This window comes from Plantactinospora sp. ZYX-F-223, from assembly GCF_039649625.1.
Taxonomy (GTDB): domain Bacteria; phylum Actinomycetota; class Actinomycetes; order Mycobacteriales; family Micromonosporaceae; genus Plantactinospora.
Genome location: NZ_JBDJAV010000004.1, coordinates 273,294 through 287,030 on the forward strand (window position 1 = coordinate 273,294; position 13,737 = coordinate 287,030).

A 13,737-nucleotide genomic window follows, 5' to 3' on the forward strand; every position below is an offset into this window, starting at 1 on the left:
CCCACCGTGTGCGGTCAATTCCAAGAATTCTGACGCTAGTGCTCGTCCTCGCCTTGCTGGCCGTGTCCGAGCCCGTCGGTCTAGCCCGTCCCGCCGCGGCGGCGACGACAATTCCGTCCACCGCGGCGGAGCGTGCCGAACTCGCCCGGTGGTGGGCGCCGGTGCACTTCCAGGACGTCGACACCAGCGGCGAGACCTCATTCGGTGGCGAGTCCGACTACATCACGTCGTACGACTTCGACGGCGACCTCAACGGCCGCAACAACTGGGAGAACGCCAGCGAGCACCCGCTGGCCGCTCGCGTGTACTACTCGGTGGTCCAGACACCGAGCTTCTCCTACCTGATCTACATGTTCTTCCACCCCCGCGACTGGGCGGACGCCGCTCTCGACGACTACGAGGAGGACGCGACCGAGCACGAGAACGACTCCGAAGGCGTCCTGCTCGTCGTGGCCAACGACGGCACCGCGCACGGCGCGCTCAAGGCCGCCATCACCGTGTCGCACAGCGACTTCTACTCCTGGGTACCCGAAGGCAGCGACTTCGCCAGCGGCGAGGAGGACGTCGACGGTGTGATCGCGACGACGAGCAACCCGCACGACGACGACGATCATCAGCGCCCGTGGACGGCCCAGCAGGCCGGCACCCACGCCGCGTGGGCCATGGGTGCTGAGCGGAAGCCATCCCCCGACCTCGGAGACCAGTACCGGAACGGCGACGGCATCCTCTACTACCCCGGCTCCACCGCCGAGGTGCCCGACGGGCCCAACGACCGGGACGTACAGTACACCCTGACCGACATCTTCGCCCCGGACGGCATGTGGGACAACCGCAACCTGACGACGTTGTTCGCCACGCCGAACAATTTCGCCGGCGACGACGGCGGCAACCCGCACGGCGCCGTCTGCGGCGAAGGCGGGGTGGCAGGACCGGCGGACGGCGACTGCCCCACCGACGCCGCCAGCCCGGCGTGGGCCTGGGACGACTCCGATGACGTCCCGGGCAGGGGGTACCTGGCTACCAACCCGGCTGAGCTGGTCCACAACTACTTCAACTGGCCGGGCGAGCCCGACTCCGCCGACCTCGACTACACCTGGAACGCGTACAACGGTGTCACCCCGCCCGACCCCGCCGAGCTCAACGGCGGGGTGGGCGACCCGATGGAGGCGCACGCCGGTGGCGACGACGGCGGCCCCAAGCCGCCGACCGGTGCCCAGCACACCTGCCGACCGGACGGCCTGCCCCCGACCGCGGGCGTGGACACGCCGTACTGCGACGTCTATGACTCCGCTGGCCGGGAGTGGCTCGGCCAGGACCGGTCCCGGCGGGTGATCGGCTACTTCAACGGCGGCCGCACCGGCGCCGACGGCACGCCGCACTACCTGGTCAAGAACATCCCATGGTCGAAGGTGACGCACCTCAACTACGCCTTCGCGCACATCGAGAACAACCGGATATCCGTGGGCGCCGCCGGCCCGAGCAACCCGGCCATCGGTATGACCTGGCCCGGCATCCGGGGCGCCGAAATGGATCCTGGCCTGCCGTACCAGGGGCACTTCAACCTGCTGACCAAGTACAAGGGGCTGCACCCGCGGGTGAAGACGCTGATCTCGGTCGGCGGCTGGGCGGAATCACGCGGCTTCTACGCGATGACCACCAACGCCGACGGCACGGTCAACCAGGGCGGGATCAACACCTTCGCCGACTCGGTGGTGGACTTCCTGCGCCAGTACGGCTTCGACGGGGTGGACATCGACTACGAGTACCCGACCATGCTGGACCAGACCGGTAACCCGAACGACTGGGACGCGGCGCGGTCCCGGCGGCCGGGACTGCCGGCCAGCTACACCGCGCTGATGAAGACGCTGCGCGAGAAGCTGGACCGGGCCGCTGCCGCAGACAACAGGTACTACCTGTTGACCTCCGCGTCGTCGGCGTCGGGCTACCTGGTCCGGGGCATGGCCAACCAGCAGGCGCTGCGGTACCAGGACTTCACCAACCTGATGTCGTACGACTTCCACGGCAGCTGGAACGACGTGGTCGGACCCAACGCCCCGCTCTATGACGACGGCAAGGACGCGGAGCTGACGGACCTCTACGAGACTCCGGAGTACGACGGTATCGGCTACTTCAACACCGACTGGGCGTTCCACTACCTGCGCGGCGCGATGCAGGCGGGGCGGATCAACATCGGTATTCCGTATTACACCCGGGGCTGGCGGGGCGTCACCGGTGGCGAATCCGGCCTGTGGGGGACGTCAGCCGGGACCGACTGCGCGCCCGGCACCGGCCTCGTCCGGCCGTGCGGCAACGGCGCTGTCGGCATCGACAACATCTGGCACGACAAGACCGCCGAGGGCGAGGAGCTGGGTGCCGGCGTCAGCCCCATGTGGCACGCCAAGAACCTGGAGAACAACGTCATGCCCGGGTACGCGGACAACGTGGGCCTGACGCCGGACGACGACCCCTCCGACGAGATCACGGGGCAGTACGTCCGGCACTGGGACGACACCACGAAGACGTCCTGGCTGTGGAACGACAGCAAAGACGTGTTCCTGTCCACGATGGACACCGACGGCATCGACGCGGTCGCCGACTACGTGATCGACAAGGGCGCCGGCGGCGTGATGATGTGGGAGCTGGGCGGCGACTACCACTGCCCGGCGAGCGTGACCGGCCAGAATCCCTGCCGCCTGGGCTACACGATGACCAACAAGCTGCACCAGCGGCTGGCCGGCGTGAGCGCGTACGACGCCAGCCGCAACACGGGCAGCTCCGTGACGATGCCGTCGGCGGCGATCGACGTCACGGCCGACCTGGTCGGCTACGGCTCCACGGCCACGGACCTGTGGCCGATGCAGCCCACACTCCGGATCACCAACAACACCGGCGTCACGATCGGCGGCGGCAAGGACGTCGAATTCCGCTTCGACCTGCCCACCTCCACCCCGCCCCTCATCAAGGACGGCAACTGGCAGACCGGGGCGCAGGGCGGCACATGGCAGGTGGAGCCGGGGCACACCGGCCCCAACGCCGGCAGCGGGCTGAGCGGCGACTTCCACCGGGTCGCCGTGAAACTGGACTACTGCCAGATCATCCCGCCGGGAAAGAGTCTGGACATCCCGATCATCTACTACCTCCCGGCCACCGGACCCGTGAACACCACGCTCGGGGTGGCAACCCAGCGGTTCGCGCTCCTCTCGGAGCACAACCGGGGATCATCCGGGACGGCCCCACCGGCGGGCGGCTGCTCCGCCCCCGCATGGGACGCAAGCAAGGTCTACGATCCGGCGACCCAGCCGATCGAACAGACCACCGTGAAGTACGGCGGCAAGGTCTGGCAAGCCAAGTGGTGGACCCAGGGCAACATCCCGGGTACCGGGGTGGACGCGGACCACGAGCCGTGGAAGCTGATCGGCCCAGCCGGCTGACCCCGCCACCGTGATCTGTGCGGCGTCCCTCAAGCTGGATAGCGGCTTGAGGGACGCCTTGATCATGGGGTCCCTGCCTGAACCACGCGCATACCGGCTGCTGCTTTCCTGGCTGCACCGCAGCCCTGGCGAAGCCGCTCTGCGAATCGCCAGCGAGCCTGTCGGTTTCCCCACCAGCTGATCCGGGTGCCCGATCGTGCCGGATCTGCGCACGCCTTCCGCCCTGCGATTCCGGGGTAGTCAGATCAAGCAGCTTCGTGGTGGCGATGGCCGCGCTCGGGGTGGCCGATGTAAATCCGATGCCAGTCGATGCATGAGCGCGGAGGACTGCCCACTCCTTGCCCTTCCTAACATATAGCGCACCCTGGGGCTTGCCGCAAGACCCGGGTCGTGCTGCAGAATCGCTGGTCGAAGCCGGAGTCCGCAGGAAACGGGGGGTCACAGATGCGGATGTCGGTGCCGAAGGTCCGGTCGCACGGCGACCGCGCAGCAGAAGTGACACGGGCGCGGGCGACCTGACCCCGCCCAGCCCCTAGTCCGGCCCGAAGCGATCAAGACCCGCCACCGGGCGGGTACCAACAGCGCCTCCGTCCCGGCCCGCGTCACCGCGCGGCCGTGATCCGTCGCGTCCATGAAACACCTGACCGTCAGGAGAATCGATGACCGTTCCCTCCGAGCTGGCCTCGTCCGGGACCCCGGCGACGGCCACGCCGGACGATTCGCCCGAGAGGATCGAGCCCTCTCCGCGGATGTCGCACGCCGAGGTGATCCAGGCGCTGTCCGGCCTGATGCTCGGCATCTTCGTCACGATCCTGGCGTCGACGATCGTCTCCAACGCGCTGCCGCGCATCGTCGCCGACCTCGGCGGCACCCAGTCGGTCTACACCTGGGTGATCACCACCGAACTGTTGTCGATGACCGCGACCGTGCCGCTCTGGGGCAAGCTGGCCGATCTCTACAGCAAGAAGCTGCTGATCCAGCTCTCGCTGAGCCTCTTCGTGGTCGGCTCGCTGATCGCCGGCCTCGCGCCGGACGTCACGCTGCTGCTGATCAGCCGGGTCGCGCAGGGCGTGGGCGCCGGCGGCATGGGGGCGCTCGCGATGATCGTGATGGCCGCGATGATCCCGCCACGTGAGCTGGGCCGCTACTCCGGCGTCTTCGGCGCGGTGTTCGGCGTGGCCACGATCGCCGGCCCACTGATCGGCGGGATCCTGGTGGACACCTCGTGGCTGGGCTGGCGCTGGTGTTTCCTCATCGGCGTCCCGTTCTCCCTGGCCGCGATCGCGCTGCTGCAGAGGACGCTGCACCTGCCGGTCGTCCGCCGGCCGGTCACCATCGACTGGCGGGGAGCGTTCCTGATCATGGCCGGCGTCTGCGCCCTGCTGATCTGGTCGAGCCTGGCCGGTCAGCATTTCGCGTGGGGCTCGTGGCAGACCGCGGCCTTCACCGGCGGCGGCCTGCTCCTGCTCGCGCTCGCCGTGCGGACCGAGTCGCGAGCCGCGGACCCGATCGTCCCACTCGGCCTCTTCCGCAACCGCACGGTCACGCTCGCCGTGGTGGCCAGCACGCTGGTCGGCGTGGCGATGTTCGGCGGCACGGTCTTCCTGTCCCAGTACTTCCAGGTGGTGCTCGGTAAATCCCCGACGGTAGCCGGCCTGATGAGCCTCCCGATGATCTTCGGCGTCCTGGTGTCCTCGACCGTCGCCGGACAACTCATCACCCGATTCGGCCGGTGGAAGGCGTATCTGGTGGTGGGCTCGGTCGTGATGACCAGCGGTTTCCTGCTGCTGAGCACGATCGGCGTGCGGACCGGCATGGTGCCGCTGGCGGCGTACATGCTGGTGCTCGGGGTCGGCGTCGGCATGCTCCTGCAGAACCTCGTACTCGCGGCGCAGAACGACGTGCCCGCCGCGCAACTCGGTGCGGCCACCTCGACGCTCACGTTCTTCCGCAGCATGGGCGGCGCGATCGGGGTGAGCGCGCTGGGCGCGGTGCTCACCGCCCGGGTGACCACGCTCTCCGCCGACCACTTCGGTGCGGCCGCGATGGAGGGCGGTGCCAAGGTGCCCGACCTCGAGACGCTTCCCGCACCGGTACTCGCCGCGATCCGCGACATCTACGGCACGGCGACCTCGGACCTGTTCCTGGTCGCCGCGCCGATCGCGTTCCTCGCCGTCCTCGCGGTGGTCTTCATCAAGGAGAAGCCGCTGTCCACCCTCAGCGGCGACGAGCGCCTCGCCCGGGAAGCCACCGGCCGCAACTGACCTCACCTCGGAGCCAAGACATGAACCAGCAGACCACCACCGTGTTCAACCTGCCCGGCACCCTCGCGGCCAAGGCCGACCCGACGCTGATCGCCGACGACGAGCAGCATTTCAGGGCCATGGCGGAGAGCCTGGAGCAGACGTACACCGACCTGTCCGCCCGGCTGGACGCCGCACGCAAGGCGCCCGCCGGCAAGGGCCGGCAGGCGGTGGACCGAGACCAGGAGGTTCGCCGGCTGACCGCGCGGCTGCGTACGCTGCGCCGCTTCAGCCTGGACCTGTGCCTCGGTCGCATGGACGGCGCGGACGACGCCGAGCCGGTCTACGTCGGGCGGCTCGGCCTCACCGACAGCGACGGCCGCCGGCTGCTGGTCGACTGGCGCTCCCCCGCGGCCGCACCGTTCTTCGGGGCGACCCACGCCAACCCGATGGGCCTGGCGAGCCGCCGCCGGTACCGGTGGACCCGTGGCAGGATCACCGACTACTGGGACGAGGTGTTCAACCCCGACGGCCTGCAGGGACACGCCGCGCTCGACGACCAGTCCGCCTTCATCGCCAGCCTGGGCGGCAACCGGTCGGCCCGGATGCGGGACGTGCTCGGCACCATCCAGGCCGACCAGGACGCGATCATCCGGGCCGGATCCCAGGGCGCGCTCGTCGTCGACGGCGGTCCGGGTACGGGCAAGACCGTCGTCGCCCTGCACCGCACCGCGTACCTGCTCTACTCCGATCCCCGGCTCCGTCACCGGCGCGGCGGCGTACTGTTCGTCGGCCCGCATCAGCCGTATCTGGCGTACGTCGCCGACGTGCTGCCCAGCCTGGGCGAGGAGGACGTGCAGACCTGCACGCTGCGGGACCTCGTACCCGAGGGTGCCGCAGCGGTCGCCGAACCCGCCCCGGAGGTGGCCACGCTGAAGTCGTCCGCGGACATGGTCAAGGCGATCGAGGCGGCCGTACGGTTCTACGAGGAGCCGCCCGCGAAGGGGATGACGGTCGCGACCGGGTGGTCCGACATCCGGCTGAGCGCCGACGACTGGGCAGAGGCGTTCGAGGCGGCCGATCCGGGCACGCCACACAACGAGGCGCGCGAGCAGATCTGGGACGCGCTGCTCACGATCCTGCTGGAGAAGTACGACGGCGACGAGCCGGAGGCCCAGTTCCGCGCGTCGATGGAGCGGAACCGGGAACTGCGCGCGGTCCTCCACCGCGCGTGGCCACTGCTCGACGCTCCGAGCCTTGTCGGCGACCTGTGGTCGGTCCCCGCCTACCTGCGCAAGTGCGCCCCATGGCTCAGTACGGACGACATCCGCAAGCTGCAGCGCGCGGACGCCCAGGCATGGACGGTGTCCGACCTGCCGCTGCTGGACGCCGCGCGGCAGCGGCTCGGCGATGCGAAGGCCGCCGAGCGCCGGCACCGGCATGACGCCGCCGTCTCCGCCGGCCGCGAGCAGCTGGCCCGGGTCGTCGACGACCTGATCGCCTCCGCCGCCCACGACGACGGCGAGGGCCTGATGACCATGCTGCGCCAATCGGACCTCCAGGACGCCCTGGCCGACGGTGTCGCGCCGCCGCCCGCCGATGCCCGGGACCTGCTCGCCGGCCCGTTCGCGCACATCGTCGTGGACGAGGCCCAGGAGCTCACCGACGCAGAGTGGCAGATGTTGCTGCTGCGCTGCCCGTCGCGCAGCTTCACCATCGTCGGCGACCGCGCCCAGGCCCGGCACGGGTTCGCCGAGTCGTGGCAGGACCGCCTCCGGCGGGCCGGCCTCGACCGGATCGAGATAGCTTCGCTGAGCATCAACTACCGGACGCCGCAAGAGGTCATGGCGGAAGCCGAGCCGGTCATCCGGGCCGTGCTCCCGGACGCCAACGTGCCGACCTCGATCCGCACCAGCGGCATCCCGGTCGTGCACAGCTCCGCCTCGGAGCTGACCCCGATCCTGGACACCTGGCTCGCCGCGCACGCCGAAGGGATCGCCTGTGTCATCGGCGATCCGGCATTCCGCGAGACGGCCCGCGTCCGGTCGCTGACCCCGGAGCTCGCCAAGGGCCTTGAGTTCGACCTGGTCGTCCTCATCGACCCGGAGAGATTCGGTGAAGGTATCGAGGGAGCGGTCGACCGCTACGTCGCGATGACCCGGGCGACCCGGCAGCTCGTCATCCTGACCACGTGACCGCGGTGACCGCGCCGGTACCCGCGAGTGTCTTCAGCAGCGAACGACCGACGCTGCCCGTCCCGACGACCTGGCGGCGGAGACCTTCCTGGCCGCTTCGGCAACTGGCCCTTTCCGTCGCCGGGTAGCGACGGGGCGAACGGAAACGGACTCGACGACAGGCTGCGCCGGTGGGAGCATCACCGGGTGGTACCACTGCGGATCACCAGAGGCGATGCGACGAGTCCTCAGGCCAAGGGACCAAAGATCATTGCCCACATATGCAACGATCTCGGTGGCTGGGGCAAGGGCTTCGTTCTGGCGGTCTCCCGCCGGTGGCCGGAACCCGAACGTGCCTACCGGCAGTGGCACCGTGAACGCTCCGGCAACGACTTCGGCCTTGGCGCTACCCAGTTGATTCAGGTCCGACCCGACACCTGGGTGGCCAACATGGTCGCCCAGCGCGGGATCCGTACCGGCAGCAGCGGGCCACCGATCCGATACGACGCCGTCGAGCGTTGCCTGAGTGCTGTCGCCGAGCACGCTGCGCGACTGTCCGCTACCGTGCATATGCCGCGCATCGGTTGCGGCTTGGCCGGTGGCCGGTGGGAGCGCATCGAGCCGCTCGTCATCGCCACCTTGTGTGACCACGACATCGCCACCACCGTCTACGACCACGATTGACCGGTCGACACCCCGCTGGCTACACGCTCATCGCGGGACAGAGTGAGCCGGATCTTGTAGCTCCACCCGCTGGCGTGGACGGCCTCTCGCTGCTGCGACTGACACGCGCGGCGGCACTGCCCGCCGCTTGGTTGGGTTGGTGCCGGAATGTCCATTCCAGGCAGAGCTGGACCAGCTCGAGGAGGAACAGCTCGAGGACGGCGGCTGGATGTTCGACTGGCTCGACTGGTCCCAGGGGCAGCGCGTGGAGTGGCGCGGCGCCGTGACACTGCGCGCGCTCGCCACCCTCGCAGCACATGGGCGCGCCGGAGGATGACGTCTGCGCTCATCGGCAGTTCCGACGTCGGCTGACCCATCGCCGGGCCACTCCCTTCCGAGAAGCCCGGGCGGAACGCGGTTCATTTCCGGTAGCGAATTTCCACCCGCCGGTTCTTGGCCCGGCCCGACGGATTGTCCGCTCCGTCCGCGGTGGTGTTCGCGGCGACCGGCCGGCTCTCCCCGTGGCCGGTGACCTCGAAGGTGAGCGGCACATCGGCCAGCAGCGCGGCGAGGTGGGCCCGGACGGCCTCGGCCCGAGCCCGGGAAAGCGTCAGGTTGCTGGATTCGGTACCGATCGAATCGGTGTGCCCGGCGATATGCACCGAACCCGCTGCCTGGGTACGCAGCCGCTCGGCGGCTCCGTCGAGCCGTTGGCGGGCGGCGGGCGTCAGTTCCGCCTTGCCGAAGGCGAAGAGCACGTCGGCGGCGAGGGTCAGCTCGACCTCGCTGCTGGAGTCGGCCTCGGTCTCGTCTCCCTGTACCGTCCCGGTCACCGAGAACACGTCGAGCGCCGGCGTCTGTACCTCGACCACGGGCGTGGTGATCGGACCGACCGGGGGTGCCCCGGTCAGTTCGAGCACCGACGCCGACGGAGCCGGAGTGGGGGTCGGCGCGGCACGCAGCCCGGTCGGCTCCAGGCCGAGCAGCCCTGGCGAGGCGAGCAGCCCGACGACGGCGGCCGCCGAGGCGCGTGGCAGGTGGCGTCCGCGGCTAGGCGAGCGGAACATCTTCGAACGCCTCCACCTGCGGCACGTAGACGTCGACGGCGGCCACGTCGTCCGGCGGGGCGCCGAAGGTGGCATAGAGGCCGATCGTCTGCTGAGGCTGCACATGAATCCCCAGCTTGGTGGAACACAGGCACCCCTTCTGCGCGTCACGTGCGACCAGATACTTCTTGCGGTTCTTCCGGTCGAGCAGATAGACGCTGTCGAAGCCGTCGGCCCCGGCCGAGCCTTCGACGCTGAAGAAGTCCGCCGCGCGCCAACCGAAGACGCCTCCACCGCCCTTCGGAGTCATGTCGGTGATCCGGACATTGACCGTGACGAACCCTTGGTCACGCCGGAGTTCGTACAGCTCGACCTTGATCGGATTGGACCAGTTGGTGCCGGACACCGATCCTTGCCGCGTCGCGACGACGGCCCCAAGCTGACCGGAGCGGCCCGGCCCCCCGGACGGCCCGCCGGAGGGATCGGCCGTCCGCTGCGCGCCTGGCGATCCCGAACCCTGCTCGTCGTCCCCGGTGCAGCCGGCCAGCGCCAGGATCGCGGCGAGGAGCAAGGCCGTCACGTGCGCGGATCTCATTCGCATCGAACCTTTCTCAACCTCCCCTCCCGGTGCGGTCGGCCGCAAGGTCAGACGCGGTGCGTGAGCGCCGCGCGGTTCGGGTTGAAAGAGGTTCATTGGATGGTCCCTCCGATCAGTCCGAACCCGGCCGGGCAGCGAGGCGAGGCCCCGGTCGATGTTCCTGCCGATCCGTCCAACGCCTCGCCGATCGTCTCCCACGTCCCGGCGGCCCTTCGGTAGCCTCCAGTTTCCGGAGGAGGACCTGCCCAGCTTCGCCGGAACGTCCACGCCGGTCCGGACCCGAACCGTGAGGAATACCGCCCGCTCACGCTGAGCTGTCACCGATCATGTCCGCGACCATGTCGTTCCTCCTCGGCGACGACTCTCACGACGGCGAAGCGACTCGTCGTACCCTGGGGAGCCGCGATTCGGCGTGGGGGTGTACCTGCCGACAACGCTAGGACGGGGCCGGGGACTGCCGTGACGGTCATTTGACCCACAAGTCCGGGGAGCTGCGACTACAGCTCGTCCAACCGGACCAGGCCGTCCTGAATGGCCCGGGCAACCAGCGCCGCCTTGGTCGAGGCCGGGCGGCCGGCCTCGGCGTACCTGATGCGGACCCGGTCGATGTAGCTGTTCACCGTACGGACGGAGAGCCCGAGCTTGCGGGCCACCATCTCCTTGGATTCGCAGGCGAACCAGTTGGCCAGCACGTCGAGTTCGCGGGACGTCAGACGTGGCCGGTCCGGCCGGGTGTCCGTGCTGATCGCACGAGCCATCGAGGGAGGCGTGTAGGGCAGGTTCCGGCTCGCCGCGTGGATCGCGTGGACCAGGTGCCCCGGCCCCTCGGTCTTGGCGAGGCAGGCGAACGCGCCGAGGTCGAGGCAGGTGAGGATGGTCTCCCGGTCCTCGCGCATGGTGTAGACGATCACCTGCCGACCCGAGTCGACCAGCCGCCGCAGGTCGGGGTAGGCGGGAACCTGCCCGCTGAGCAGGAGGTCGAACACGACCACGTCGGCGGAGAGGCCGGGGTCGGTCCACGCCACCGCAGGGGTCCGGCCGGAGTCGACGATCTGGACCGGCGGGTCGGCCGCCGCGCACCAGGCCGCGATCCCGGAGATGATCGCCGGATGGTCGTCGATGACCACCACCGTGGTCAGTCCCTCGCGCGCCATGTGGCCTCTACCCACACCTTCGGCCCGTCCACCAGCCGGGTCACGGTGACCCCGCTGCGGTCGACGGCCGTGGCCTCCGGGGCGTCACCGGCCGACCCACCGATCCTAGCGTCGGCGAGAACGCTCACTGTGACGCTGGTCGACGATCCGAGCACCGTGACCCGGGCCTGGGCGGCAGCGGCCGCCAGAATCCGCAACGCCGGTTCGGTCAACGCGCGGCGTACCGCCAACGGCGGCGTCGGCCACGTGCCGAGGGTGCCGAGGTAGACCGCGACTCCGTTACGATCCGCGACGTCGAGACACGCGCGCAGTTCGTGCAACAACGGATCGGACACCTCGTCGTGCTCGGCGAACAGCCGACGCAAGCGTGCCGCGGCCACCGCGTAGCCGGCCCGGACCCGCTCGTCGGTCAGGTCCGCCGAACCGGCCGCCAGGTCGGCCAGCAGCGGTACGGAGGTCGTGGCGAGGTCGGCGTACCGGACCTGGCGGTCCGCGTGCAGGTGTTCCGCGATGGCCTCGGCGGTGCGCACCCGCTCCGCGTCGGCGGCGGCCGCCGACGCGGCGTCGACGAGGCCACGCAGCGCCATGGCACCGGCCAGGACCGGCAGTTCGCCACCGAGCACAACGGCGGTGACGACGACCAGGTCGGCGATCTCGTGCTGCTGCCCGACCAGCGCCAACTGCCCGAAACTCGCGACGGTGTGCGCACCGAGGAACGCGGCTGCGGCCCTGGTGCTGTGGTCCATCAGCACCAGCAGGCCGAACCAGCCGATCACCCCGTAGGACCACTCCTCTTCCGACATGAGCTCGGCGGGCGGAATCCCGGTGGTCGCCAACACCGCCGCCACGCAGACCGCCGCCAACATCACCCAGCGCGGTCGGCCGAGCGGCCTGTCCCGCAGGATCTGCACACCTGCCACGACGGCGACAGCGGTCAACAGCGTGAAGGCCACCACCTGGTGCGCCAGGCTGCGGTAGGTCTCCGGGCTCCCGATCATCAACGGCAGAGCGAAACCGAACAACACGGAGACCGTGATAGCCAAGGTCGCCAACCGCAGGCTCCGGACAAGCCGGCCCGCCATCGGGTACGACGTCGGCTCAGTCATCCGGCACCTCCAGGCTCACCCGGGCGCCGCCGGCGGGACGGGACGTCACGACCGCCCGCCCACCCACCCGCGCCATGCGCTGCCCGATGGAGTGCGACAATCCCCGCCGGTGCTCCGGTACCTGCTCCGGCGCGAAGCCCCTGCCCCGATCGGCGACCTCCACCACGGTCCACCCACCGTTACGCCGCACCGTCAGTTCGGCCGACTCAACCCCGGCATGCCGCGCCACGTTGGTCAGCGCCTCCCGGACGGCCGCGCTGATCGCCGTGGCCCGGAAGCTCGGCATCGGCACCACCGGCGGCGAACACAGCTCCACCGCGATCGGCGCCTGCCGCGCCACCTGGTGCAGCAGTCGCACCAGGTCGGCGTCACCGCCGCCGAGGTCCGGTCGTACGGCGAGGATCTCCAGGTCGCGGGCTGCCTGGTCGGCGAGCCACGGCTCCGTGCCGTCGACCATGCCCGAGCCGACCGCGAGCAGGGTGCTCGCCGCGGTGTCGTGCAGCACCGCCAGGTGCTCTCGTTCGTCCGCGCGCCGGGCGGCCGCGACCGCGGCGTCGCGCCGGGCCTGCTCATTCCGTGCGACAGCCAGGTCAGCCTGCCGGGCACCGGCCCGGACGAGCAGGTACAGCACCCTGGACAGCCCGGCCTCGGCGAAGGTCCAGAGGCCGAGCGGAACGGACCCGGCCGGCGGGTCGGACGACGCGAGGACGTTCCCGGTCAGGTGTGCCGCCACGATCGCCGTGGTCAGCAGCGCGCCCTGGGCCGCACTGGTGAGCCACTGGTGTGCGACGGCCGTGATAGCCGCGACGGCGAGGACCCAGTTCGTGCTGTCGCCGAGCGCATCCGGCGGCACCGTCCACCGCTGGGTCAGGCACAGCAACATGATCACGGATGTGTCCGCGAGCAGCAGCCAACCACGGGTGCCGAAGCGCGCGTACACCACACTCCATGCGCCGAGCCCTACGACCACCACTCCGACCAGTGACCGACGGTCGGGAGTTGCCTGGAACAGCGCCGCACCGCCCGCGCAGACCAGCACCGCCGTGCGTACGAGGACGGCGTACCGGCGGCCCAGCCGGCGCAGCCCGTCCTCCGTCGCACCCGGACGTCCGCCAGACGGCGGAATTGTCAGCCTCGGCCGAGGCGTCAGTGGTGACGACGGCGACCACCACCGACCCGTCATGGCATCCCGCCCTCGACGTGCATCGGTCTCGCCAGCAGCGCCGGGCGATGCCTGGCGATCGGTAGTGGCACCTGAGCTCCTGGGGATCCGTGTCAGCACGTCCACCGGTCCTCGACACGGTCGTAATCGGTATACCTGC

General features: G+C 70.0%; 9 protein-coding genes. 4 read left to right on the forward strand and 5 right to left on the reverse strand.

What is annotated here, in order from left to right; all coding sequences use genetic code 11:
- Positions 1–62 precede the first annotated feature (62 nt).
- From AAH979_RS06240 to AAH979_RS06255, 4 genes are all read left to right on the forward strand, one after another.
- Entirely contained in the window at positions 63–3,431 is a 3,369-nt protein-coding gene (locus tag AAH979_RS06240) for a glycosyl hydrolase family 18 protein (protein WP_346257065.1), read from the forward strand.
- Between the two features lie 749 nt (positions 3,432–4,180).
- Entirely contained in the window at positions 4,181–5,695 is a 1,515-nt protein-coding gene (locus tag AAH979_RS06245; RefSeq protein ID WP_346257096.1) for an MDR family MFS transporter, read from the forward strand.
- Between the two features lie 20 nt (positions 5,696–5,715).
- Positions 5,716–7,869: an RNA polymerase recycling motor ATPase HelR gene (gene helR, locus AAH979_RS06250; protein ID WP_346257066.1), complete on the forward strand. Its 2,154-nt coding sequence runs from the start codon at positions 5,716–5,718 to the stop codon at positions 7,867–7,869.
- A 186-nt stretch (positions 7,870–8,055) separates the two neighbouring features.
- Positions 8,056–8,532: a macro domain-containing protein gene (locus AAH979_RS06255; protein WP_346257067.1), complete on the forward strand. Its 477-nt coding sequence runs from the start codon at positions 8,056–8,058 to the stop codon at positions 8,530–8,532.
- A gap of 398 nt (positions 8,533–8,930) precedes the next feature.
- On the opposite strand, the gene AAH979_RS06260 is transcribed toward AAH979_RS06255, so the two are convergent.
- The 5 genes from AAH979_RS06260 to AAH979_RS06280 all read right to left on the reverse strand — a co-directional run bounded on the left by AAH979_RS06260 (position 8,931) and on the right by AAH979_RS06280 (position 13,598).
- Positions 8,931–9,578 carry an OmpA family protein gene (locus AAH979_RS06260; protein ID WP_346257068.1) on the reverse strand — a complete coding sequence of 216 codons (648 nt, stop codon included), beginning with the start codon at positions 9,576–9,578 and terminating at the stop codon, positions 8,931–8,933.
- On the reverse strand, positions 9,562–10,152 hold the full coding sequence (locus tag AAH979_RS06265; RefSeq protein ID WP_346257069.1) for a hypothetical protein: 591 nt from the start codon (positions 10,150–10,152) through the stop codon (positions 9,562–9,564). Before AAH979_RS06265 ends, AAH979_RS06260 begins: the two co-directional genes overlap by 17 nt.
- Positions 10,153–10,652: 500 nt before the next feature.
- Positions 10,653–11,309 (reverse strand): response regulator transcription factor, encoded by a 657-nt coding sequence (locus tag AAH979_RS06270; protein WP_346257070.1) that lies wholly within the window; start codon positions 11,307–11,309, stop codon positions 10,653–10,655.
- On the reverse strand, positions 11,291–12,415 hold the full coding sequence (locus tag AAH979_RS06275) for a hypothetical protein (protein ID WP_346257071.1): 1,125 nt from the start codon (positions 12,413–12,415) through the stop codon (positions 11,291–11,293). The genes AAH979_RS06270 and AAH979_RS06275 overlap by 19 nt, the downstream gene beginning before the upstream one ends.
- Entirely contained in the window at positions 12,408–13,598 is a 1,191-nt protein-coding gene (locus tag AAH979_RS06280; RefSeq protein WP_346257072.1) for an ATP-binding protein, read from the reverse strand. Before AAH979_RS06280 ends, AAH979_RS06275 begins: the two co-directional genes overlap by 8 nt.
- Positions 13,599–13,737: the final 139 nt, after the last annotated feature.